This window comes from Rhodospirillaceae bacterium (assembly GCA_002728255.1).
In the GTDB taxonomy this organism is placed as follows: Bacteria; Pseudomonadota; Alphaproteobacteria; order UBA7887; family UBA7887.
Genome location: PBWV01000001.1, coordinates 62,992 through 86,919, shown reverse-complemented (window position 1 = coordinate 86,919; position 23,928 = coordinate 62,992). Strand labels below are relative to the sequence as shown.

21 protein-coding genes are annotated in these 23,928 nt (G+C 46.4%); 18 read left to right on the top strand and 3 right to left on the bottom strand.

Annotated features, from left to right (window positions below; all coding sequences use genetic code 11):
* The first annotated feature begins 124 nt into the window (after nucleotides 1–124).
* The gene (locus CMM32_00380; GenBank protein MBT05364.1) at nucleotides 125–1,162 is read left to right on the top strand and encodes a 5-methyltetrahydropteroyltriglutamate--homocysteine methyltransferase; all 1,038 of its coding nucleotides are present in this window, start codon (nucleotides 125–127) and stop codon (nucleotides 1,160–1,162) included.
* Between the two features lie 76 nt (nucleotides 1,163–1,238).
* Nucleotides 1,239–1,874: a glutathione S-transferase gene (locus CMM32_00375; GenBank protein MBT05363.1), complete on the top strand. Its 636-nt coding sequence runs from the start codon at nucleotides 1,239–1,241 to the stop codon at nucleotides 1,872–1,874.
* A 66-nt stretch (nucleotides 1,875–1,940) separates the two neighbouring features.
* Here the strand turns inward: CMM32_00375 and CMM32_00370 are convergent, their stop codons facing one another.
* On the bottom strand, nucleotides 1,941–2,963 hold the full coding sequence (locus CMM32_00370; protein ID MBT05362.1) for a dehydrogenase: 1,023 nt from the start codon (nucleotides 2,961–2,963) through the stop codon (nucleotides 1,941–1,943).
* A 187-nt stretch (nucleotides 2,964–3,150) separates the two neighbouring features.
* Here CMM32_00370 and CMM32_00365 point away from each other — a divergent pair, with 187 nt between their 5' ends.
* The 3 genes from CMM32_00365 to CMM32_00355 all read left to right on the top strand — a co-directional run bounded on the left by CMM32_00365 (nucleotide 3,151) and on the right by CMM32_00355 (nucleotide 6,728).
* Nucleotides 3,151–4,554, top strand: a complete 1,404-nt coding sequence (locus CMM32_00365) for an amidase (GenBank protein MBT05361.1) — start codon at nucleotides 3,151–3,153, stop codon at nucleotides 4,552–4,554.
* 7 nt (nucleotides 4,555–4,561) lie between these two features.
* On the top strand, nucleotides 4,562–5,803 hold the full coding sequence (locus tag CMM32_00360) for a Zn-dependent hydrolase (protein ID MBT05360.1): 1,242 nt from the start codon (nucleotides 4,562–4,564) through the stop codon (nucleotides 5,801–5,803).
* Nucleotides 5,804–5,936: 133 nt separating this feature from the next.
* On the top strand, nucleotides 5,937–6,728 hold the full coding sequence (locus CMM32_00355) for a hydroxyacylglutathione hydrolase (GenBank protein MBT05359.1): 792 nt from the start codon (nucleotides 5,937–5,939) through the stop codon (nucleotides 6,726–6,728).
* Nucleotides 6,729–6,748: 20 nt separating this feature from the next.
* On the opposite strand, the gene CMM32_00350 is transcribed toward CMM32_00355, so the two are convergent.
* Nucleotides 6,749–7,876: a glycosyltransferase family 1 protein gene (locus CMM32_00350; protein MBT05358.1), complete on the bottom strand. Its 1,128-nt coding sequence runs from the start codon at nucleotides 7,874–7,876 to the stop codon at nucleotides 6,749–6,751.
* A gap of 144 nt (nucleotides 7,877–8,020) precedes the next feature.
* Here CMM32_00350 and CMM32_00345 point away from each other — a divergent pair, with 144 nt between their 5' ends.
* Nucleotides 8,021–8,722, top strand: a complete 702-nt coding sequence (locus CMM32_00345) for a MarR family transcriptional regulator (GenBank protein ID MBT05357.1) — start codon at nucleotides 8,021–8,023, stop codon at nucleotides 8,720–8,722.
* Complete coding sequence (locus CMM32_00340; GenBank protein ID MBT05356.1) at nucleotides 8,719–9,216, top strand: transcriptional activator RfaH; 498 nt, start codon at nucleotides 8,719–8,721, stop codon at nucleotides 9,214–9,216. The genes CMM32_00345 and CMM32_00340 overlap by 4 nt, the downstream gene beginning before the upstream one ends.
* 104 nt (nucleotides 9,217–9,320) lie before the next feature.
* Here the strand turns inward: CMM32_00340 and CMM32_00335 are convergent, their stop codons facing one another.
* Nucleotides 9,321–11,264: a hypothetical protein gene (locus CMM32_00335; GenBank protein MBT05355.1), complete on the bottom strand. Its 1,944-nt coding sequence runs from the start codon at nucleotides 11,262–11,264 to the stop codon at nucleotides 9,321–9,323.
* 149 nt (nucleotides 11,265–11,413) lie between these two features.
* Here CMM32_00335 and CMM32_00330 point away from each other — a divergent pair, with 149 nt between their 5' ends.
* From CMM32_00330 to CMM32_00280, 11 genes are all read left to right on the top strand, one after another.
* On the top strand, nucleotides 11,414–12,250 hold the full coding sequence (locus CMM32_00330; protein ID MBT05354.1) for a hypothetical protein: 837 nt from the start codon (nucleotides 11,414–11,416) through the stop codon (nucleotides 12,248–12,250).
* Nucleotides 12,247–13,227 (top strand): hypothetical protein, encoded by a 981-nt coding sequence (locus CMM32_00325; protein ID MBT05353.1) that lies wholly within the window; start codon nucleotides 12,247–12,249, stop codon nucleotides 13,225–13,227. Before CMM32_00330 ends, CMM32_00325 begins: the two co-directional genes overlap by 4 nt.
* Nucleotides 13,155–14,807 carry a hypothetical protein gene (locus CMM32_00320; GenBank protein MBT05352.1) on the top strand — a complete coding sequence of 551 codons (1,653 nt, stop codon included), beginning with the start codon at nucleotides 13,155–13,157 and terminating at the stop codon, nucleotides 14,805–14,807. The genes CMM32_00325 and CMM32_00320 overlap by 73 nt, the downstream gene beginning before the upstream one ends.
* Nucleotides 14,683–16,056, top strand: a complete 1,374-nt coding sequence (locus CMM32_00315) for a hypothetical protein (GenBank protein MBT05351.1) — start codon at nucleotides 14,683–14,685, stop codon at nucleotides 16,054–16,056. Before CMM32_00320 ends, CMM32_00315 begins: the two co-directional genes overlap by 125 nt.
* Complete coding sequence (locus tag CMM32_00310; GenBank protein ID MBT05350.1) at nucleotides 16,053–17,192, top strand: hypothetical protein; 1,140 nt, start codon at nucleotides 16,053–16,055, stop codon at nucleotides 17,190–17,192. Before CMM32_00315 ends, CMM32_00310 begins: the two co-directional genes overlap by 4 nt.
* Before the next feature lie 164 nt (nucleotides 17,193–17,356).
* Nucleotides 17,357–18,094 (top strand): SAM-dependent methyltransferase, encoded by a 738-nt coding sequence (locus tag CMM32_00305; GenBank protein ID MBT05349.1) that lies wholly within the window; start codon nucleotides 17,357–17,359, stop codon nucleotides 18,092–18,094.
* A 122-nt stretch (nucleotides 18,095–18,216) separates the two neighbouring features.
* Complete coding sequence (pseB, locus tag CMM32_00300) at nucleotides 18,217–19,209, top strand: UDP-N-acetylglucosamine 4,6-dehydratase (inverting) (GenBank protein ID MBT05348.1); 993 nt, start codon at nucleotides 18,217–18,219, stop codon at nucleotides 19,207–19,209.
* Between the two features lie 232 nt (nucleotides 19,210–19,441).
* Nucleotides 19,442–20,608, top strand: a complete 1,167-nt coding sequence (locus CMM32_00295; GenBank protein ID MBT05347.1) for a hypothetical protein — start codon at nucleotides 19,442–19,444, stop codon at nucleotides 20,606–20,608.
* A 41-nt stretch (nucleotides 20,609–20,649) separates the two neighbouring features.
* Nucleotides 20,650–21,420: a nucleotidyl transferase gene (locus CMM32_00290; GenBank protein ID MBT05346.1), complete on the top strand. Its 771-nt coding sequence runs from the start codon at nucleotides 20,650–20,652 to the stop codon at nucleotides 21,418–21,420.
* A 122-nt stretch (nucleotides 21,421–21,542) separates the two neighbouring features.
* A complete protein-coding gene (locus CMM32_00285) occupies nucleotides 21,543–22,802 on the top strand; it encodes a hypothetical protein (GenBank protein MBT05345.1) in 1,260 nt (419 codons plus the stop codon).
* Nucleotides 22,793–23,923 carry an alcohol dehydrogenase gene (locus tag CMM32_00280; GenBank protein MBT05344.1) on the top strand — a complete coding sequence of 377 codons (1,131 nt, stop codon included), beginning with the start codon at nucleotides 22,793–22,795 and terminating at the stop codon, nucleotides 23,921–23,923. Before CMM32_00285 ends, CMM32_00280 begins: the two co-directional genes overlap by 10 nt.
* Nucleotides 23,924–23,928: the final 5 nt, after the last annotated feature.

The window sequence follows — 23,928 nt, the reverse complement described above, 5'->3', positions numbered from 1 at the left end:
TATTTTCCAGTTGTAGAGCCATATGCTGTGCCAATATTATAAAGACTTGAGAAACTGAATTACGTACCCAGCGAGGCCACAAGTTAGACACGTTTCCCGCACTCAGAAATTGAAAGCCAAGATGATGACAAATACTACACCTCTCTTTCCGACCTCCGTTACAGGTAGTTATGCCCAGCCCGACTGGTTGATCGACCGCGAAACGTTGACTGCCGGGTCGCCACCTCGTGCCCAACGGCCCGATCTTTGGAGAGTTGAGGAGCAGTGGCTTTCTCAGGCCCAAGACGATGCGACAATTTTGGCAATACGAGATCAGGAACGCGCTGGCATCGATATCATTACCGACGGAGAGATGCGGCGCGAAAGTTACTCAAACCACTTTGCAACCGCACTAGAGGGGNCCGATCCAGAACAGACGGGCACCGCCATTTCACGAAAAGGAACCCCAAACCCTGTGCCTCTAATTGTGCAACCAATCCGAAGAAAACACCCAGTCGGCGTGGAAGATATCAAATTTCTGCGATCTCACACTGATCGAATAATCAAGGCTACCCTCCCCGGGCCTTTCACAATGTCAGAACAGGCCGAAGACCAATATTACAAAGACCCCAAAGCACTCGCCATGGATTATGCCATAGCAGTTAACGAAGAAATCAAAGACCTTTTTACGGCTGGAGCCGATATTGTTCAAATTGATGAGCCTTGGGTTCAAGCTAGACCAGGGCCAGCGAAAGAATATGCAATTGAGGTAATCAACCGCTCTCTTGAGGGCGTTACCGGAACCACAGCACTACATCTATGTATGGGCTATGCCGCTATGATCAAGGATCGTCCTGATGAGTATCAGTTCCTTGAAGAATTGAGCGAGTGCAGCATCGACCAGATCTCCCTTGAAACAGCTCAACCAACCCTTGATCTCTCTGCACTTGAGCCCATCGCACACAAGACNATTATTTTAGGTGTAATTAATCTCGATGATATGACAGTGGAGACCCCAGAAACGGTTGCCAAACGGATAGAACGGGCTCTGCCACATATCCGCCCAGAAAATATCGTCCCTGCACCCGACTGTGGTTTCAAATATGTCCCCCGCGAAGTTGCTTTTGCCAAACTCGAAGCGTTAGCCAAAGGATCCGAAATCGTTAGGCAAAAAATCAGCTAAACTGGCGCCTCATAGGAGTCGTTNCGTTCCACCAGNTGACTGAGGGTTTTCCACAATATGAAAGGCAGTATAACTGATGAAATTTTTTGATTTTGGAATGGCGCCGAATCCAAGGCGTGCGCGGATTTTTATGGCCGAAAAAGGGATCGAGGGAGTTGAGATCATACAAATCGATCTAGGCGATAACCGTGAAAACGTAGGAGACGAATATCGGTCGATTAATCCATCCTGCACCGTGCCCGCCTTGGTTCTGGAAGACGGAACCCTAATATCGGAATCCGTGGCAATCTGCAGATATTTTGAGGAAGTACAGCCTAATCCGCCTCTGATGGGTAGGGACCCGAAGGAAAAAGCAGTAGTAGAAATGTGGCAACGCCAAGTAGAACTGCAGGGTTACATGCCAGCTGGGGAGGCTTTTCGGAACTACAACAAGCGATTTGCTGGCCGCGCACTAGCGGGAAATGATAGCTATGAACAAATACCGGAACTGGTTACCAGAAGCCGCACTCGTGTAGAGCGTTTCTTCAATCTCCTTAACGACCATATGGAATCCCGGAAATTTATTGCGTCGGATATTTTCTCCATCGCCGATATAACGGCATACGTAATGGTAGATTTTGCGGGCTGGTCCAAAATGGGCATTACCGAGAGTCAAACTCATCTAAAAAGATGGTACGAGAACATCAAAGCCCGGCCAAGTAGCAGTGCATAAAAAGGAACAGACNGGACACCTACGATGCATTAGAAACCAGGTCTGGCAATGCGTCGGGCTTTGCTTCTAACCCGTTTTCAAGAACTCTAGGTTAACGCAATTACGGAGACGCCCATTCTCAAGGCGATCTATGCATGTCGTAATGGCTTTTTCTCTAAGCTCTCTTGACGACGTCGGACTAAAGAACGCTGAATGAGGGGTTGCCACAAAGCGGCCCTCGAGCCAANCCTCCCGAGCTCGCCACGCGGTAATTAGCGGATGGGTATTGGCTGGGGGCTCATGCTCAAATACGTCTAGCCCGGCCGCCCCAATCCGACCCGACTTTAAGCCATCATAGATCGCGTCCAAATCGCAGATCCCACCACGAGCCGTGTTCACAAGCACGGCCCCCTCCTTCATTTTGGATACAGCGGCCTTGTTAATAAGGTGATGGGTTTCATCCGATAAGGGGGAATGGATACTTACAAAGTCAGCAGAGCTTAACAACTCTTCTAAGGAGTGAACTCTGTCNACCTGCAATGCCAGCTCCTGACCATGAGGGATATACGGATCGTAAGCTATTACCTTCATGCCAAACCCCTTGGCCCGCATGGCTGCAGCCGTGCCGATACGACCTAGTCCCACAACCCCAAAACACTTGCCGACCATTCTCGTCATTACCGGAGTAATTTTGTAATCCCATCCGTCTGAGCCAGCGTTCCGATATGTCTCTGTATATTGAGAAATTCCGCGCGTTAACGAAAGAAGCAAGGCAAGGGCATGGTCCGCTACTTCGTTGGTTCCATAGTCTGGCACATTACAGACTGGAATTCCCTTGGCNCCTGCCGCCTCGATATCGATGAGGTCATATCCCACGCCGAGGCGGGCAATGATCTTGCACTCTTCCAATTTTGCAATAACTGCCGCGCCGATCGGCATAGATAGCCCTGTCACCATTGCCTCAGCCGAGCCCCAAACATCGTCTCCAATATTGCTAGGGCTCTTCTCATTAAAGATGAAGAACTCAGCTGAATCCCCCGAAATTTTCCGCTCCACCGCGTTATCATCCGCCGATAACACATCGGGATACAACACCTTGAATTTTGCCATTTTACTAACCTTTTCTCAAAAAATTACTCACACCGACTGTGGTAGCGTAAAAGACTGCTCTACAAAGAGCCTGATAAAGATGCTAAGTAATATAATAGAACAGCGCGCAAGAATTTTACGTATTTGGTCTCAGGTAGCAAGAAGGCAACGTTAATCACATCAACCCCGCAGTTAGGAAAGCCCCAAAATGTCTAATGACCTAGCCTTTATGTCAGCCACGGACTTGCTGGAGAATTATCGTAAGGGCTTTGTATCCCCCGTTGANGCATTAGAGGCGTGCTTAGACCAAATAGAACTTCACAATTCAAAACTTAATGCTTTCACCCTGGTTGACCGCGACAATGCCCGGCAANAAGCTTTGGAATCCCAGGCAAGATGGCAGTCTGGGAATCCTCTTGGATTATTGGATGGTATCCCAACAACCATAAAGGATATGGTGATCACCAAGGGCTGGCCAACACTAAAAGGCTCTAGGGCTACCAGTAAAGACCAGGAATGGAATGAGGATGCACCTTGTGTCGAGCGGCTCAAGGAGAACGGCGCTATCCTAGTTGGGAAAACAACCACCCCTGAGTTTGGTCATAAAGGGGTTACGGATAGTTTGTTGCAGGGGATAACTAGAAACCCTTGGAACCTGAAAAAAACACCAGGGGGCTCCAGTGGCGGCGCAAGCGCTGCCGTGGCATCAGGNATGGGCCAATTGGCCATAGGGACTGATGCTGGCGGATCTATTCGAATACCCGCTGGATTTGCAGGCATATATGGACTAAAACCTTCGTTCGGCCGTGTGCCTGTTTATCCAGCCAGTCCTTTTGGAACTCTCTCCCACGCGGGTCCAATGTCAAGGACCGTCACAGACGCAGCGCTCATGTTAGACGTTATTTCACAACCTGACCCAAGGGATTGGCAAAGCCTTCCTCCCATAAGTTGTAAATACCGAGGGTCTCTTAACCCCGATATTAGGGGCAAAAAAATAGCGGTTAGCATGGATCTTGGCCTAGACACTAAGGTCGATCCAGAAGTAGCTAATTCTCTGCAAGAGGCCTCTGAATGCTTCTCTTCTTTGGGTGCAGAAGTAGAGCATGTGGAAGTAAAGTGGCCTGTCGATCCACGAGAAATAGTTGTTCTTTTCTTCGCATCCGGCGCGGCACATATGGCTAGCAACTTGAGCGTGGAAGAAAGAGGGCTGCTTGAGCCGACTTTGACCGACATGGTCGAATATGGTGAAAAGCTCAGCATGCTCTCCCTCAAGGCAGCCGAGACAGATAGGGTCTCAAATGGCAGATACATGAAAAACTTCTTTCAAACTTTTGACTTTTTAATTTGCCCTNCTCTCCCAATCGCCGCTTTCGACGCAGGGCGACCAAACCCGCCGGAATACGATAACGATACGATTGGATGGACCCCTCTGACAGGGCCATTTAATCTTACAGGGCAACCAGCAGCTTCAATACCATCTGGATTTACTACACTGGGCCTGCCTATCGGATTACAAATCATAGGGTCCATGTACGATGACGCCGGGGTGCTGAATTGCAGCCGCGCCTTCGAAAAGGCNATTAGTTTTACTANCAAACGCCCACCACTATAGTTTGCNCATGCCGCANATTGATCCCAAACGCCTNTTAAATAGCCTTTCCGAAATGGCAAAAATNGGTGGAACNCAAAAAGGAGGCGTATGCCGCCTAGCAGCAACTGTTGAGGATAAAACTGCGCGCGACCTATTTGCCTCGTGGGCAAAGACCGAAAATTGCGAAATTTCAATAGACCAAATTGGCAATATTTTTGCTCGCCGGCCTGGCAAAAACAATCATTTCGCACCCGTTGTTCTGGGCAGCCATCTCGACAGCCAGCCAACCGGGGGCAAGTTTGATGGAGCCTATGGCGTCTTAGCAGCACTTGAAGTCATAAGATGTCTCAATGATAGCGGGATTGAGACAGATAGGCCTGTAGAAGCTGTCTCCTGGACAAACGAAGAAGGTTCCCGCTTCCCGCCGGCGATGATGGGATCGGGTGTATTCTCCGGATCTCTAAATTTAGAAAAAGCTCTTTCAACACAAGACATCAACGGCATTTCTATTGGCGAAGCCCTTGATGCAATAAACTATGCCGGCGAGCATCTCTGTGGAAACAGGGCCATCCACACCTACCTGGAAGCTCATATTGAACAGGGCCCCATTCTTGAACGAGAAAATACGACCATCGGCGTGGTACTTGGGATCCAGGGCATTCGGTGGTTNGACATTATCATTCAGGGGAGGGAGGCTCACGCCGGTCCAACCCCCATGCCAGCCAGGAATGATGCACTTATAGCCGCATCTGACTTAATCCTACAAATAGAGAATATTGCCCTTCAACACGCNCCCGATGGGCGAACTACTGTGGGAGAAGTGGACACCCACCCAAACTCCCGCAATGTCATCCCGGGCCAAGTTAAGTTGGGCATTGACATGCGGCACCCTGACGCGGGTGTATTGTCTGCAATGAAAAAGGAACTTCAGGCTGTCTTCCAAAAAATACGGAAGGAGCGGGGCGTGCAGGGAAGCATNNATGAAATTTGGTATTCGCCACCCACTATATTTGATGCTGAAACAGTGGATACCGTTGAGGCCATGGCCGCCTTCCGGCAATACACCTACCGAAGGATAACTAGTGGGGCAGGCCACGACGCAAAGTATATGGCGGATATTTGTCCAACAGGTATGATTTTTATCCCTTGTGATGAAGGCCTTAGCCATAATGAAGCAGAAAACGCAAAAGATGAGCACCTCGTAGCTGGGGCTCAAGTACTTCTGGATGTAGCCCTAAAAAGAGCCGGTGCGCTGAATGCCGGTAGTTGACTTTACCCCGCCACCACAACTCACTAAATTTCTGCAATGCTAGTGACACGTCACCTGAACTGCTAAGCTCTGCTTGGTGATAGCTGTTTTTCAAAAACATTTGCCTAACAACCGGGTAGTACGGAGAAGACACATGGAAGTTGAACAAATCTACACAGAGAATGACTACCGAAATTTCAACTACCTAATCGCGTGTAGCGAGACCGGGGACGCATTGGCCATCGACCCGTTAGACCATAAAAAATGTTTGGCAGCAGCGGATAAGCTAGGTTGGAACATAGTTAAGATCCTCAATACCCACGAGCATGGTGATCATATAGGCGGCAATGCCGAGATGGTTAAATCCACTGGCGCCCAGATCCTCGCTCATGCCAACGCAAAATCCAAGATACCAAATATGAATGTTGGGCTACAAGCAGGCGATATAATCAAAGTAGGTAAGACCGTCGAACTAGAATGTCTTGATACCCCCGGCCACACCATGAGCCATGTCTGTGTTTTATCCCACACCGATATACCTGCACTATTCAGCGGCGACACACTCTTTAATGCGGGAGCAGGCAATTGTCACAATGGCGGTCACCCGGAGGAGCTCTACCAAACCTTCGTTAAGCAGCTAGATAACCTCCCTGATACAACAAGGCTATACCCAGGGCATGACTACTTATTGAATAATCTTGAATTCACCATAGATCGTGAGCCCCTAAACACTAGAGCGAAACAGTTGCTCTCCGAAACTAAACAACAAAACCCTCATGACGCGCTAATCACCACTCTGGGCCTAGAAAAAGAAGTAAATACCTTTTTCCGCCTGCAGAGCCAGTCCGTTATTAATACTTTNCGAGAGTCCTTTCCTTCACTAGCCGAAAACCCTAGCCCTAAGGAAGTTTTTCTTCGCCTCAGGGAACTTCGAAATAAGTGGTAGGACCCCAAGCCACCAAAAAATCACAAAGAAAGTTCTTTGATCTGAGTGGCTATTACACCGCTTTCGTCAAATAACACACTTGCTTTCCGCAGGCCCGCTTGTCCCAGGGAACGCCGCAACGTCTCATCCTTTATCAAAGTGTCTAAAGCTTTTCTGAGGGCTTCAACGGCTCCGACGGCTACTAAAAATCCTGTAGATCCATGAGAAACTTCTTCACGAGAACCCCGTACGTCGGTGGCCACTACCGGAAGACCTGTCATCATTGCCTCTATAATTGAGCGTGGCATTCCTTCCCGATGGGAGGGAAGCACGAAAATGTCTGAGGCACGCAATAACTCCGGCACATCACTTCGCTGCCCCAAAAATTTTATCCGATCTTTGATTGGGTCATTATCCACAACTCGCTCAATTTCAGCCTCGATACTTCGAGCATGATCGCTTGGCAAACGCTCTCCTACAACCCAAAGCTCCGCATCCAAATGTTCCATAGCGCAAAACAATTCTCGGTAGCCTTTCTCCGCTACCAACCTTCCTACCATCATTATGACGCAGGCCTCNGGTTTTGTGCCGAGAGCAATCCGTCTCTGCTTCCGGTTCTCCATATTAGAATTTGGATAAAATACCTTTGGGTCTACTCCATTGCCAATGGCCCGTACTCTTCCAGTTTTACACAAATTGAATTGGCACGCTGTCGCCGCATCTTCCTGAGACTGGGTGAACAACACGTCTGTAAAACGTCCCAACAACCACTCTATCGCTATAAAAATTAGACGCTTTGGAAACCACATTCTGTCATGAAAATAAAAGCCGTGAGCCGTATAGACTACCGTCGGCACCTTTTCCCTCCAAGCAGCCAACCGTCCAATTGCCGCCGCAATAGGAGTATGAACGTGAATAATATCGAACCTTTCTTGTCTCAATAGTAAAACCAAGGCCCGATATGCTCTTACGTGACCCGACAGGGAAGAAATATTCCGCGAAAATGGAACGGCCTCAACCTTAAGGCCACTATCCCGAACATGCTCCGCGAAAGGTCCATCAGAACAAGCTGCCGTTACATGATGACCTCGCCGACGGAGCTCACCAATGAGGGGCAACAGAAAATGGTATAACGTAAAATCTACTGCGCAAACTTGTAAAATCTTCATGGTAAATCCAGCCACAAGTGGGATTACAAGTCCTATTAATTCAGAATTTTAGGATATTGTGAAGTTTTGTTCTCAAATCATATCTTAATAGCGAAGGACCATGGATGAAAGACGCCCGCCTGGTTGACGGGAGCATATTATCTAATGTACGTTCACGCTGTGAACGATGTGAGGGGCGAAGCAAAAATGCCTACAACCGGGGCTAAGAGAGATCCGCGTTTTTCTGAAGAAGACACAACTTTAAAAATCATCCATGCTATTGAGCATAATGGAGCTACCACCCAGCGAACTCTGGCAAAAGATGTCGAAATTGCCCTGGGCCTCACTAATGCATACCTAAAACGTTGCATAAAAAAGGGATGGGTGAAGGTGACTGAGGCACCGACACAACGATACTTCTATTATCTCACGCCTAAGGGCTTCTCCGAGAAGGCCAGGCTCACTGCCTCATACTTATCGAATTCTTTCGAAATGTTCCGGTCAGCCCGCGGACAGTGTGACGAAATTTTAGGACACTGTTATAAGAAAGGACTTAGTCGCATTGCGCTCGTAGGCAACAGTGATCTAGGGGAGGTAGCCATTTTATCTTCACTGAACAATGACGCTGAGATCATTGGGGTTTTAGATGAGNCGTCGAACCAACCTTCGATAGCGGGAGTTCCCATCGTCACAAAGCTAACAGACCTCCCCAACTTCGATGTGGTCATTATAACTGATATGCAAACCCCCCAAGCTACTTTTGAAAAATTACTGCTAGTTCTCCCGAGTGATAGAATCCTCGCCCCAGATCTCCTCNGAATAAATAGGGAACGGCCAAATATGGGCCAGGGGAAGGCTTACGGATGAAGCACTGGTACGTTGTTTATACTCAGGCTAATGGGGAAAATCTTGCGGCCCTGCACCTCCGTCGACAGGGATACGAGGTGTACCTTCCAAGGTACAGCAAGGTTGTAAGCCATGCTCGATACTTAAAGAAAGTTCTACGCCCACTATTTCAGAGGTATTTATTTGTCAGCCTTGATATAGAAACAGAATTGTGGCGATCTATAAACAACACACTTGGGGTTACCCATCTTGTGTCTGGCGGAGATAAACCAGTACCCGTCCCAGACTCAATAGTTGAGCAACTTCAAAGTCGTGAAGATGATTACGGGCTTATACCATTGGCCGAACCTAGGTTTACACCTGGTCAACAACTAGAAGTTGTTGACGGGCCGCTAGCCCTGTCCAATGTCCTCTTCAAGAAGCTCACGGACAATGAAAGAGTGGTGGTCCTAATAGAGCTTCTTGGGCGTGAAGTACAGGCCACGATACCCATTAAATCGGTAGCTGCGGCCTGACCTCTTGGGTGGCCAGCGCCACCCAGCCTGATCCTAATCGGATGGGATAGATCTCACCCGAGGNGCGGTAGCATGGCCATGCCAAGGCAAAAATGCAGACGCCCCTACAAACGATAAGATAAATAGAATCGTGCTAGTATGCCCGGACTTAAAAAGCCTGCTGCCTCCTCAAATTCGCGGTTAAATACATTGTCGACAGAAAGCGAGAGTTTCCAACCAGACCTTAGAGACCAGTTGGTGGAGATGTCTGCAACCTGATAGGCCTTCAAGATGCGGTCCCCCGTGGGGATCGAAGATCCCAATGCCCTCCCCACATGTCGAAAAGAGCCATTAAGATACAAGTTGTTCCCAGCATTCCACGACACATNCGCTCCAGCCCTCCATTCGGGCCTGTTTTTCAACCTCTCATTGGTTCCCCGAATATTATTTTTTGCTAAGTTTACATAGCCTTTGAGAAGAAGAGGGGACCTAGATTGCCATGAAAAGTCGACTCCGCCTCCCCAGTTAGAAACTACGGAACGATTAACAAGTTTGTTAATGGAACTATTGAAATCTATCGTATTGCTATAACGATTCTTAAAAAGAGATAATTGGATATTAGCACTCCCATCATACAGCTTCTGGCCAACCGACACTTCAAGGGCATTGTTGGACTCTGGCAGGAGCTCCGGATCACCTACTAATTCGTTACCCAACGCATACAAGCTTGGCAGCTTATATCCTTCACCCCAATTAAGCTTTATTGTTGTGCTCGTCGGCANCCTAGTGTGCACTAGTCCCAGGTTACGATTGACAACATTTCCAAAATCTTCGGGTGAATCNTGGCGAGCACTGCCACTTATGACCCATCCTGCTCGAACCCGCCATAGGACCTCCGCAAACACGCCTGTATTCTGTCGACCAAGCACAAACCTATTGTCACTTGGTGCCCCAGCGATAATAAGCCTCCCATTACTAACCCCCGCCTCGTGGCTGAAATCAGCCCCCAAAACCGCCGAGACCTTTTGACCGATTTCAACTTCGGAGGAACCNCCAACCACCACTTTTTCAAAAGTGGTTTCACTGCTATTGATGGGAATTCCCGCGGCGCTCCGAAGACCCGGAGCAACACCAGGAGAGTAAAAAATTTCCCGACGTTTGAAAGCTGAAGAGTGAGAACTAATACTCCACGTATCTAGTAAAGCGCTGTTATATTCGACACCTACCGACATCTCTGTAGCCCTGCGGTGATCCACAGATTGGCTTTTAGAAAAGAGTTCGCCACCGCTATCATCGGGAAGGGCGCTCCCTGCTGACTGTGCCGACCTTAATGCAATGTCCAGAACGTCCGAGCGTGATAAATTAAGGCCAACATTGCCCTTTATCACTGTATTCTTATAAGAACTTCCTTTTACTAACCTACCCTGATCTATACGAGTTGCCCCAAGAACTGCAAAGCCCTTGCCACCAACAATGGGTCCGCGAGCCGAAAAACTATGAGTATGACCACCGCTAGTTGAAAGCCCTTCCTTTAATACAACTAGAGCATCAGAAGAACCTCCTTTAGTAATAAAATTGACGGCACCCGCCAAAGAATCTGAGCCATATTTTGCCGACTGCGGACCTTTTAAGACCTCTATCCGTTGAACATTTGAGATATCAATCGTGCCTATGTCAAAGGAGCCTCCCCGACTATTGGTAGGATCGTTGACTGCGATGCCGTCGACAAACACCTGTGTATAATTTGGCTCGGCACCGCGTAAATATAGTGAACTTACCCCGCCGAGGCCCCCCGGATTGTCAATGTGAATATCCGAAAACTTTCTCAGCAAAGTCACGGCGTTGGCATCACCNAGAGCTTCAATAGNTGCCCTATTTATTAACAAAGCGTTGTTTGAGAGGGAGGCCATGCTAGCTGAAAGTCTCGAGGCAGTAACAACCATTTCAGGCAAAGGAGCCCGCACCTCTGCACTTAACTCCTCGCCTTTAACAGAAATAGATATAAACAAACCTACGCTTGCTATACCAATGTAAGAAAGTACTGCCTTCAATAAATAATTCTCTCTCACTTGTTGGCNACGCTTAGGGCCACCTCAAATAAAGTCGCCTAAATGTATTCGACTCATAATCTATGGGCGTCACCGGACGCATTGNAAAACCTAAGTTCCNGCATAGGGACAAGACCTCTGCATACTAGCCCCACTCTAGGACATCTCCAATGACCTTTTTTTCCACCTTGCGCTATCTCCGTCACGGCCCCCTCCAAAAGTTTGGCCCCCTATGGGTGCTTCTTGGAAAAATTTTCCGTTTTGTTCTCGCATATAGCCCTTTGAATTTTTCGGCACCGCACCTCATCGGCCCCTATGGACCTTTCATTATGGAAGGTAAGTTTGCATTTAGTGATTTTGCTTCCTGGGGAAGTGGACATAACCGGGGATTCGTCAAATGCATAGAAGCCTGCANAAAAGCAGAGTGTGTTTTTGACATTGGAGCCCATATCGGTCTGGTAACCATGCCAATGAGCAGCGCTGTAGGTGGTGAAGGTAAAGTCTATGCTTTTGAGCCTTCTACTGCCAACCGCCGAACATTAAAACATCATATGACCTTAAATAATATAAGTAATACAATTGTTATCAACTCGCTAGTAGGAAGTCAGAGCCAAGAGAATGTAATTTTTTACGAGAGTTCCTCTGTTAGCGGTATGAACACGTGCGCACCAATAAAAAATCGCTCGCAGTACACCAAAAACCACCATAAGCAAGTCTCGCTCGATGATTTTTGTAACATACATGGAGTGCAACCAAACATTATCAAAATAGATGTCGAAGGATTTGAGCTGTCTGTTTTGGAGGGGGCTAGAACGCTGTTAACCAGATCGAAACCCACAATATTTCTAAGTGTTCACCCCCAACACCTGATATCTCTAGGAAGATCACCGGAGGAGCTAAAATCTCTAATATCAGAAATTGGGTATATGGTTTCCGACATGGAAAAAAACCCCGTTAACACCTTCACCCTTGACGAGTATCTTTTGACACCGAAAGACCAATTATGAATGTATTTAGAAACATCCGCGAGGTTGCAAACACGCGAGGTTTACCCGCGCTCGCCATGGCCATCTATCACCATTTACGCGGGAAGCTACTACAAGCCCTCCTCAAGCGACAATATATCTGGCGAAAAGTAAACAATTATAAAATGCTCTTAGACCTTAAGGACCAGGGGATTAGCCGGTCACTTCTTTTATTTGGAACACGAGAGTTAGACCACAAATACTTGCTTGAACAAATAGTACGCCCCGACATGAACATATTTGATGTTGGCGCCAACATAGGCTACTACCCTCTCCTCGAACTGGGGTTACTCGATAATACTGGAAAAATATTGGCGATCGAACCCTCAAAAAGCAATATCACATTATTACAGAAAAACTTATCAGCCAATAACTACAGAGCTAAGATCACTGTTCTGGAGGGTGCTGTTTCCGACAAATCTGGCGCTTCTAGTTTTTATCTATCAACCCAATCTAATCTGGGCACTTTCCACCCAACTGGAAGCGCATCGAAACATTTGAGTGGCGATGTTATCAATGTTCGGACTTTCACCATTCCAGAGTTAGCGGTACAGCATGGCCCGCCAGACCTCATACGCATGGACGTTGAGGGCCATGAAGTAGAGGTTATAAACGGCATGATGAGTGCCATAAAGCAAGGAAAGATGCAGCCCACNATTATTTTCGAAACCCATTTAAGTCGTTATACACCCGATCACGACATGAAGGAGACTCTCCAGAAACTCTTCGGTTGCGGCTACGCAGTTTCCCTTGCAGCCACCTCTTGGAGAAGAGGCACAGAGCTTCTAGAAGCAGCTGGTTATTCGGGAGGCCAAGCGATCCAAACAGATGGAGTAGAGCGAGTAATTGTTTCCAACATTCAGTCAGGGGACGCGATCGATTTCATATGCAAAAAGGGTGGCCTGCGGACCGTGGTCCTAAGTCCGAAAAAATGGTTAAGCACATGCCAACACAAGTAATATACCTAAAGCGACCCGGATGGACGACATTTAAGCACCAAGACCTAGAAGTCTTTGTGCGAGGACTGCCAGAGACCATCAAACCTTTGCTTCACCAGGTAANTTCTAATCCCACCCGCAAGGATCAGGTGGTACAATCTTTGGAAGAAATTAAGGCTCATTTTGCGGTGATAATACGCGGTTCAAATTTTTGCCTGGCCTGCACGGATCTTTGCAGGTCCACCCCAGTCTTTTTCAGCGGAGCTGCAGTATCAAATGACGCTAACGCTCTGCGTCTGGAAAAACAGATCCACGAACCCGAGCGGCGTGGTCACCGGGACGCTGCTATGGCCGGATTTGTCACCGGGCCAGGAACCCTATACACACACTTNAGCCAGCTTGAAGCCGGAACATGTGCCCTATGGACATCCGAAAAAGAATCACCAGAGCTTTGGAGACATAGCATCTACGAGCCACATTGCATCCAAAACACCAATCACCGCTCCTTAAGTGATAATTTTCTAGCTGTAATGGATAATACCATCAAAAGAGGTATAGAGGAGGCTGCAGGCAGGCCCATTTGGGTCGCACTAAGCGGGGGTCTGGATTCACGCCTTTTATTGGCAAAATTAGTTGAGCATCGCTGCCCTAATCTATCTGCCTTCACATATGGTCCTAGAGGAAGTGATGAGGCACGAATTGCGCAGGAAGTCGCTGATCGTCTCAACGTACCCTGGTCGACGCACTTTACCACACCTCAACAGATGAAAGCGTTTTTCTTAACCCCTCAGCTAAAAGACTATTGGGCTTTTAGCGATGGCTTGTGCTCTGTACCCAATTTTCAAGACTTCCTATCACTGAAGATCCTGCAAGAACATGACAAAATTCCTAATGGTACTTTTATTATGAACGGGCAAACAGGAGACTACATCTCCGGGGGCCACATTCCAGAAACCTTGATGACCCNCTCGGTATCACCAGAAACTCTATTTTCAGCAATAATCGGAAAACATTTTTCTTTATGGCAATCACTGAAAACTCCCGAAACTTTATGTGAAATACGCGCTGAGCTTGCCACACGATTTAATATCACGTTTTCTAAAAACGTTGACCGTGAGGAAGCCATAGCGATATACGAAAGATTCGAGTACGAAGAAAGACAGGCAAAATACGTGATCAACGGGCAACGAAATTACGAGTTCCTTGGTCTAAATTGGCTCTTGCCTTTTTGGGAATCTGATATCGTCAACTTTTGGCGAGACGTACCAATTGAAGCCAAATTTCGACAAAAGTTATATCGCAACACTGTTGATTATTGGAACTATCGTGGAATATTTAGAGAAATTAAGACCACTGTAAGTCACTGGCCTGGCCTAAGGAAACTAGTCCTCGGTCCCTCCCGATTGCTGCGGGTCGCTTTCGGGAGACCGGTGAGGGATGCATATCTAAAACGCATGCTCTATTTTGGTCTCTACCATGACCAATATGCTCCTTTTGGTTACAGCACCTTTTTACGCCATGCTGCTGACCTCCGGAATCCGGTCTCACTCTTGTCCCGTGCTTGGCTGGATAACTTCAAAATACCATCGCTTCAGAAATAATTTCGTGAGGATTGCCTATATTTCCCGTTTGTTTAGCGGCATCGCTAATGGCCTTCGAAAGGGGCGCTGGGAACCTCGTGGGGTTCCTACCGTGTACCGGCTTTTGGAAAAACTGGATACGAGCTCACATGACTTACATATCGTATTCACAATCAAAGATGTATATACCGAGTGGGATGCCAACAAAACTTCGATGGTATCCGCATCAGGTTTAAGCAGCTCGATTACTGTCGTTCCTTATTTACCTTTTCAAAAATTAAAAGGTATGAAGGCAAGTGGATATCTTCGTGAGCTGTACCACTACGCACAAATACGAAAAATTCTCGCTAACATAAATCCTGATCTGGTGTACTTTGACAGGGTCAATATATATGCTGCAGCTTTGACTTCGCTAACATCCAGCCTTCCGGTTGTATGGAGGATTATGGGCGTTCCCCCTGCTATGCATGACGTTTTGATAGGAAAAGACCCGATCTCTAGGATCACCCGCCTCTCTTATCGTGCTCCATTTGCCAGAGTAATATGCTCACAAGATGGCAGTGGTGGCAAACAGTGGATGGAGAAAGCCTTAGCCCCGAATACCCCCCGCTCTCTCCTCTTAAATGGAGTAGACAAGCTAGACGGAAGGCCTTTACCTGAAAGTATAAGGTCACTCACTAACAGTGAAAAAACAAAAGTGCTTTTTGTATCTCGTTTAGTAGAACATAAGGGATGTCTTGACTTTACAAAGGCCGCTTGCAAGGTTCTTTCACAATTTCCCAATGATTTTAGTTTCTTTGTTGTAGGAACCGGACCTTTTGAACAAAGCATGCGCGAACTGGCACGAAAATCTGAATCTAGCCACAATATTCATTTCCTAGGCTCTTTAATCCACCAGGATATTGCACCCCTTCATCGGGAATGTGATATCTATGTCTCTCTAAATGAGATGAGCAATCTCACCAACGCAAACCTTGAGGCCATGCGCTCGGGGCTATGCATAATTATGCCATCCTCCCCAGGATTTCGACATATAGATGAAGACACCGACGGCTTGATATCTTCAAATCTGGTTTGGAGGCTTCCAGAAGCTAACCGAATAGATGCCTTGTCTAACGTCTTAATCCACCTACACCACAACCCCGAAGAACGGAAAGCACAGGCCCGCTCCATGCAATGTCGTGCAAATGAATTCATTCCTAGCTGGGAAGAAAGAATTCATAAAGAAGTTAGCCTACTAGAGAGAATAGTGGCGAGCCGTCCTAAATGAATATTTTCTCTGGCTTAAAACATAAGCTGACTGTGAGCTTGGATGAAAGGCTCGGACCAACTTTCTACTCGGAATTTGATAAAAATCCCATTGTAATTTACGACGTAGGCGCCGCGGGTGGAGTGTATACACCATTCAAATCGGGGGCAAAAGAGTGGGCTCAGGTTGTTGGCTTTGAACCAAACTTAGAAAGNTATGAAGAACTACGAGAGCGGATCAATTCAAAAAACATAAGAATTTTCCCTGTTGCAATTACCGACCAAGATGCACCTGTTACCCTTTATGCAGGAGTTGATCGTTCCCGCACCCAATCTTCTCTAATGCCAATAGAAGAACTCGGACTTGAACAAAGGCCAATGCCTGTGAATGGCATGCGCTTAGACTCACTAACTGCCAAATTGAACATACCCCCTCCAGATTTTTTAAAACTTGATGCGGAGGGAAGCGAGGACAAAATCCTACGTGGCGGCACAAAGATGTTATCGGACCACATTCTGGGCATAAGGATCGAAGTTTCTTTTTGGAAGGATGGAGCGCACGGAGCTTTGTTTGCAGAGGTTGATGCCCTTCTTAACAGATATGGTTTTATATTATTTGATCTGCAAACCAATCGATCCGATGTAAGATATCTTGGTGGGCGAAAGGACAAAATTAGAAGTGGCGATGCCCTTTATTTAAGGAATTTCGACTCTATATCTGAAGCCGTAACATCAAAACCTATNTTACGTAGAAAGCTACTTAAACTCATTAGCATTGCAGTGGCATGGCGATATTTGAATTATGCCTTAGAACTGGCTGACTATGGACGAGCCAAGTCTCTCTTGTCCCAGGTAGAGTTTAAGACAATCACCGAACCCTGGCTCTCAACTGTTGATATCTCTGATCGTATACCCCATTTCCGGGGTAGAATAGCATTAGCACGTCTCTTTGACTTTTTGTCGTACATTTTTAATCCCAACATTAAAAAGGGCGTGCCCTACATTTTTAACGGACTAGGAAACCATTGGGTTGTTTCGAGAATGGGCACAAATCCCAATAAAGTACAACTGCATTGCGCTGTGTTGAAACTTGGTAGGAAGAATCGCAAAAAAATTATCAACATACCCTCATCGCCATCCACGCAAAAAGGNGCATAATTATAGTGGGCGTAGAAGCAACCGGTACGCTAGGCCTCAAACCCNTAATTTAGGTCTAGTAATTATTTAACCCGCAACAGTCGATTTAGGAAATGCCTCATACGTTAAGACAACACTGGTTTTCTAGTGGCAAAGAACATCGTAAACAAAGTAAGTGAAATTTAGTGAATACTAGTCCTTCCATTAAGATACTAAATGAAGAAAGGGGGGTTTGGAACGCTAAGCCCGCCCTTAGAACCATTTATCAAGAGTGCTACCAACTAATACTTTCCACCTGCATTAAAGGGAACATTCTTGAGGTTGGAAGTGGATCAGGCAATCTTAAACGTTTCGCACCTGCCGTGATTGCCACTGATATAGTCGAAGTCCCTTNGGTAGATATAGTGACAGACGCCACCCGTTTGCCATTTCAAAATAGCTCCATATCTAATTTGGTATGCTTTGACGTACTGCATCATATTCAGTATCCCACGCACTTCTTGGTAGAGGCAGAACGGGTCTTAAGGCCGGGCGGACGCTTGATTGCATGCGAGCCAGCGATTACGCCTTTCAGCAAACTATTTTATGAATTCTTTCATCCGGAGCCTGTTGATATGAAAGCCAACCCATTTGCCTTCGGTCAACGGGATCCTTGCCGCGACCCTTTCGATGCAAACCAAGCCATACCCACCTTGTTGTTTCTGCGGGAAAATGAGCGATTTCACAGAGCTTTCCCCAATCTTATGATTCAACGCACTGATTTACTAAGTCTTTTTGCTTATCCTCTCAGTGGAGGTTTTCGATGGTGGAGCCTACTACCAAACAAGCTAATTCCATCATTATTGCGACTAGAGAAACGCCTCTTGCCTGCGGTAGGCAAATATATGGCCTTTCGTATGCTAGCCGTAATCCAACACATATGAAATCACTTATATATGCTATACATATTCCTCAAGTCAGGAGTGAAGCAACGAGACAATGCTTTTTTTAATAATCTCAAGACCAACATTTAACGGCACCAATGGCAAAATTAGCGCATAATTTCATGAATCTTGATGGTAGATCCATTCTTATAACCGGGGGAACCGGTTCGTTTGGCCAGCAGTTTGCTGAGATCCTGCTGAAACATTATAACCCACGGAAGATAATCATCCTGTCCCGGGACGAACACAAACAATATAAAATGCAACAATCGCCCACCTTTGCGGGCGTGGATAAACTTCGTTACTTTATAGGGGACGTACGGGATTTAGATCGGCTGCGAATGGCGATGCAAGGTGTTGATGACGTCTTCCATGCAGCTGCCCTAAAACATGTGCCAACAGCAGAGTACAATCCGCTGGAATGTATTCATACTAACGTTAATGGAGCCGAAAATATTGTCAGCGCAGCCCTAGATTGTGGAGTTAAAAACGTTGTGGCCCTATCTACAGACAAAGCCGTAAACCCTATTAATATCTATGGCGCCAGCAAATTTGCTTCTGATAAGATTTTTGTTTCTGCTAACCTTCTAGCTGGTGATCGTTTAACCAAATTTAGCGTTGTCCGTTATGGAAATGTGCTCGGTTCTAGGGGAAGTATTGTGCCCCTAATTAGAAACCTTGTCCGTGATGGCGCAGATACCATCCCCCTGACGGATGAGCGAATGACACGGTTTTGGATAACTCTAAATCAAGGTATTGAGTTTGTTCTTTCGAGCGCTGCAGCCATGAAGGGCGGAGAAATTTTCGTTCCTAAAGTACCCAGCATGAAAGTAGTGGACATGATGGCTGCACTAGCCCCGTCCATACCAAAAGAGGTGATTGGGGTCCGACCAGGCGAGAAGTTGCATGAAGTTCTTATTTCTGAAGAGGATACTAGCATCACGCTCGAGCAACCCGACNGCTATGTGATTTGCCCCCCGCTTGACCCTACAGTGCAGTCCTTCCATATGCAAAAAGGGGCTAAGTTATGTGCGCGAGATTTCAGGTATGCAAGCGATAACAATTCCGATTGGCTGGACGCAGCAATGTTGCAAACACTACTAGAAAATACATAATATAAAGCTGCGAAGGCGCCCTCACATACGTTGCATATATTACACCCAACTGCAAACCGAATTCTGCAGGNATATCTTTTCGGACAAATATGGTTACCTGTGATCAACGCTATCCATAACATTGGTGGGGCTTAGTTCACGGATGGAGGAGGGATTGTGAAAGAGCATTACTTCTGGTTACTTAAAGTTAATTCTTATGTAGACCCGGAGGNCAACGCTNTACAGAGGCAATATGTTTAAGCAATGGCAACAATCTTTTAGCGCATGGAAAGGTACAAAAGCTTTCTTGAGGGACTGCGTATCAAGCAGGGCTGTAACTTTTTTCTCTGAGGGCCGCCCCTACCTCGCCTTCCTGAGACCCGTCATAGATGAGTTATCAGAAATTCATAACGGCCCAGTATATTACCTATCATCTGATATTGACGACCCTTACTTGCTAAGTCCACCGAACGATGTAAAGGCATATTTCATAGGCAAAGGGGCGGCTATGATTTATCTATTCTCCAATATCAAATCTGGCACCATGGTGATGACCATGCCTGATCTCAATAAGTACCATATAAAGAGNTCGGCTCACCCACTCCACTACGTGTATATTTTTCATTCTATGGTTAGCACCCACATGGTATATCGTGAAGGTGCGTTTGATCACTTTGATACCATGCTTTGCGTCGGACCACATCAAAAGGAAGAAATTAGGGCGTGGGAAAAGTTACGGGCCCTGCCAGAAAAGAATCTCAGGGATCATGGCTATGGCCCTCTAGATACATTGATGTTATCCNCAAGAGAGCATCATACCCATGATGCGAACTGCCCAAACGTTTTAGTGGCCCCTTCCTGGGGACCGAAGGGTCTTTTGGAAACAGTCGGGCTGGACTTAATTTCCATTCTTCTATCTGCTAATTATAAGGTAATGGTACGACCACATCCCCGCACACAAGCTTTGTCGCCAAAAAAAATACTGCGCCTGAGGCAGAAATTTGGGAGGAATAAAAATTTTTCCCTTGATCTAGACACATCCAATTTTGATTCATTTTTGAAAGCGGATGTAATGATAGGTGATTGGTCAGGAGCGGCNATGGAATTCTCCCTCGGGTTACAAAAACCTGTTTTATTTATAGATCTTCCCCCAAAAATAAATAACCAGTGTTGGAGTGATNTCTGTCAGACCCCCTTTGAGGTCTCCTACCGCAAGGATGTAGGAACAATAATAACTCCCTCTCAACTAAATCGAGTCCCCCAACTTATCCGTGAGTTGCTGGCAAACACAGAACAATTTAAGTTAGCTGCCCTCGCCCTTAGGAAACGATGTATATTTAACGTTGGTAGCAGTGGCGGTGAGGGCGCCAAAATCTTGCGCGAAATAGCGCAAAACCCGCAAGCCTCTTCCATCTATTAACCTACGATGCCACTTCAACAATTGACAGAANACAAGCACACATGAACGGCCTAGACATCCCAAACGCTGTAATAATAGCTGCCGGCCTCGGAAGCAGATTGAGACCCCACACTAATTCCATGCCTAAATGCATGCTTGATTTTGGAGGAAAGACCCTTCTAGAACGACAAATGGAAGCCTACCGATCATGCGGTATTTCTGACATTAGTGTTGTCCGGGGTTATTTGAAAGAAAAAGTTAGCTACCCGAATATCACGTACTTTGATAACCGAGACTACGAAGCAAATAACATCTTGAACTCATTGTTCTATGCTGAGACCAAAATAGTTGGACCAACCATATGCGGCTATTCGGACATATTATTCGACAAAGAAATAGTCGCGAGTTTACTAACATCACCGCACGATTTTAGCATCGTTGTCGATACCGACTGGAGGGGTTATTATGAGGGTCGCACTGAACACCCTTTGGAGGAAGCAGAAAAAGTAATTTTTGACTCCGACGGAGTGGTAAGAAAAATTGGGAAGGGAATTAAAGACGAATCTAAGTTGGACGGCGAGTTTATTGGGATGCTGAAAGTGAGTGCCAAAGGGGCAAACAATTTCAAGCATTACTTTCATAAGGCGAAAGAAATGTTTTGGAACAAGCCATTTCAGAAAGCCGCCGTGTTTCAGAAGGCGTATATTACAGATATGATTCAGGAAATGGTGGATAATGGCGTGAAAATCCACTGCACTCTGATTAAAAAAGGTTGGAAAGAAATTGACACTGTTGAGGACTATAATAAGGCGCTNCAAGCCTTCCAGGAGTAGGGAATATTCCTAATAAGAAAGATTATGCTCAAAGGCTAGGATCGCGCCTCTTAGGGGAAGCTAACGATCTTAAGCGGACCCCTGCCTCTCTGGCTGCNGACCTTGGATGGAATTTGGGAGATGTGGAAAAGGTTCTCTCAGGAGAAGGAACTCCTGAGTTAGGACGAGATCTTTTGTTTCAAATGGCGGCATATTACCCGATATCGCTCCGCGATTTATGGGTAGAAACGGATGACACCGAGGATGGAATAGCAATTATGACGGCGGCCGAAAGTAAAGCCACTGCACGTATCTTTGATCGAAGCAATAGAAGTGGAACTATGTCCCCATATTATGAATATAGGGATACAGCTATGTCTAAATTTGCTCCCTACAGGCCCGAGTGGATCAAGGAACTACGAAAAGTCAACGATTGCAACCCTTCAAACCCAGACATAGCTTTTAATAATGGACATATACTCCACCAACTCACCTTTTTTGTTGGTGAGGTGAATTTCTACTGGAAAGTGAACGGGAAAACACACAGCCAAGAAATGAATACTGGGGACTCCGCCCTTATTACTCCCTTCGTTCCTCATAGCTTCGCCACTCGGAGCCTAGATCCTAAAAGGCAAGGGCTCATTATTGCAGTAACATACAGAGGAAATGTAAATCGCGCAGCCGATGATATGTCTCGTCTAGACTTGGCTGACCTCGCTACAATCACCGGAAGCCTGCGAGATCCCCTCGACACCTTAAATGCTCGCGTACACCGATACTGCCAAATCGAAAGCCTTTCTCGAACAGACCTGACACGGCGTCTTGAGCTACTCGGAATGGGAAAAAGTAAAGCTAAAACACTAGCAACTTTGTCCCAGCTACCAAATTCTGAAGAAATATCGGTGCTTTCTAATGCCTTAAATGTAAAAAATAGTGATTTATTGGTTACACCAATAAACCCAGANGAAGAAGTGGTAGTTACAACNAAAGCTAAAGGATTTAATAGGGAGTTTCCAGACTCTGTTGCGCCCTTTTGTACTCTTTCTGAACTTGCTCGCTCAAGACACCAGCCTAATCAACGAAGCTTTGACGTGCATATGACGGGAGATGACAAACATNAGTCTACTCCTGGCTTTAAGCATCATCTCCACGAATATTTATTTAATTACGGCAGCCACCCGATACAGCTAATGGTGGGNCAGGAGAAACAAAAAGAAATAGAACCTGGCGGATCTGCCTATATAAGCCCATCAATAGAACATTGGTTGCAGGGCCCTTATGGAGCCAAGCTTCTAATGGTAAGAGTTGCTGGAGGCCTCACTGACGANGCACTGAATGAATTTTCAGGATTTGCCGAAAATGGCAAGGAACGTGCCATAATGGAAAATAAACAGTGGTTTTAAGGCGGCCCTTCATTTGTTCCACGGAAATACACTTCACTAATCAACTAGAAGAACTGCTACCCCAAATAATAAAAGGCCGCTCTTTTGTCATTGTTACTAGCCCATTTTGGGCAAAAAATGCTCGCGTCAAAGAAATTCATAGTCAGCACTCCCAATGTAAAGGCGTAATTGGCTTCGTAGAGCCTAATCCAAAAGTCTCGAGTTTAAGTCAAATAGCAGCCCAGTTTCTGGACATAGAGCTTGTTATAGCACTGGGAGGTGGCAGCGTACTCGATACTGTCAAGGGTGCCGTTGCCCTTAGTGGCCTTAATGGAGATGCATCTGTTTTAACACAACACTTAATTCAGTCCACAAACTTACCGGATGATCTGGAGACACTTCCTATCATAGCAATCCCAACCACCGCCGGCACTGGCTCTGAGGTAACACCTTGGGGAACTCTATGGGGCGAAAATGGTGAAAAATATTCGGTATCCCATCCCCGGCTATATCCAGAACACGCTGTTTTACAACCTTCCCTTACTCTTTCCATGCCACTGGAACTTACACTAAGTACAGGGCTCGATGCCCTGTCGCACGCCATGGAGGCCCTCTGGAATAAACAGCACAATCCTCTAGCTGATCTACTGGCCGAACGCGCGATACATAGTATTTATGAATGTTTGCCCAAAGCCTTGACCCTTCCTCAGGACATGGACATTAGACAAAACATGCAACTAGCCTCCCTTACCGCTGGTTTGGCAATGGGCACTACACAAACTGCCCTGGCACACTCTATCAGTTATCCCTTTACTGCAACTTTTGGCATAGCTCACGGGCTTGCATGCAGCTTCACGTTGGCCGAAATAGCCAAATACAACCTTCCCGAAGGTCCCCAACGCCTAGCTATAGCGGCCAATGCTTTCGGATGCACGTCGTCTGAACTGCCTGACTTATTAACAACGTGGCTTAGGAACCTCGGTGTTGGTCGTCTCCTCTCACAAAAAACAAACATTGAGAAGATTGCAAAACTTGAAAATAATCTGATAAACCCTCAACGCACAAAAAATAACATTCGCAATGTTTCAGGAAAGATGGCACAACGTATTGCCCAAGAAGCTTTTAGGTCCTTAGTTAATTGAAAAAT

Coding starts and splice junctions, on each gene's coding strand:
- CMM32_00375 (MBT05363.1), top strand. CDS start 1,239: ATGAAATTTTTTGATTTTGGAATGGCGCCGAATCCAAGGCGTGCGCGG.
- CMM32_00340 (MBT05356.1), top strand. CDS start 8,719: ATGAAGCACTGGTACGTTGTTTATACTCAGGCTAATGGGGAAAATCTT.
- CMM32_00315 (MBT05351.1), top strand. CDS start 14,683: ATGACCAATATGCTCCTTTTGGTTACAGCACCTTTTTACGCCATGCTG.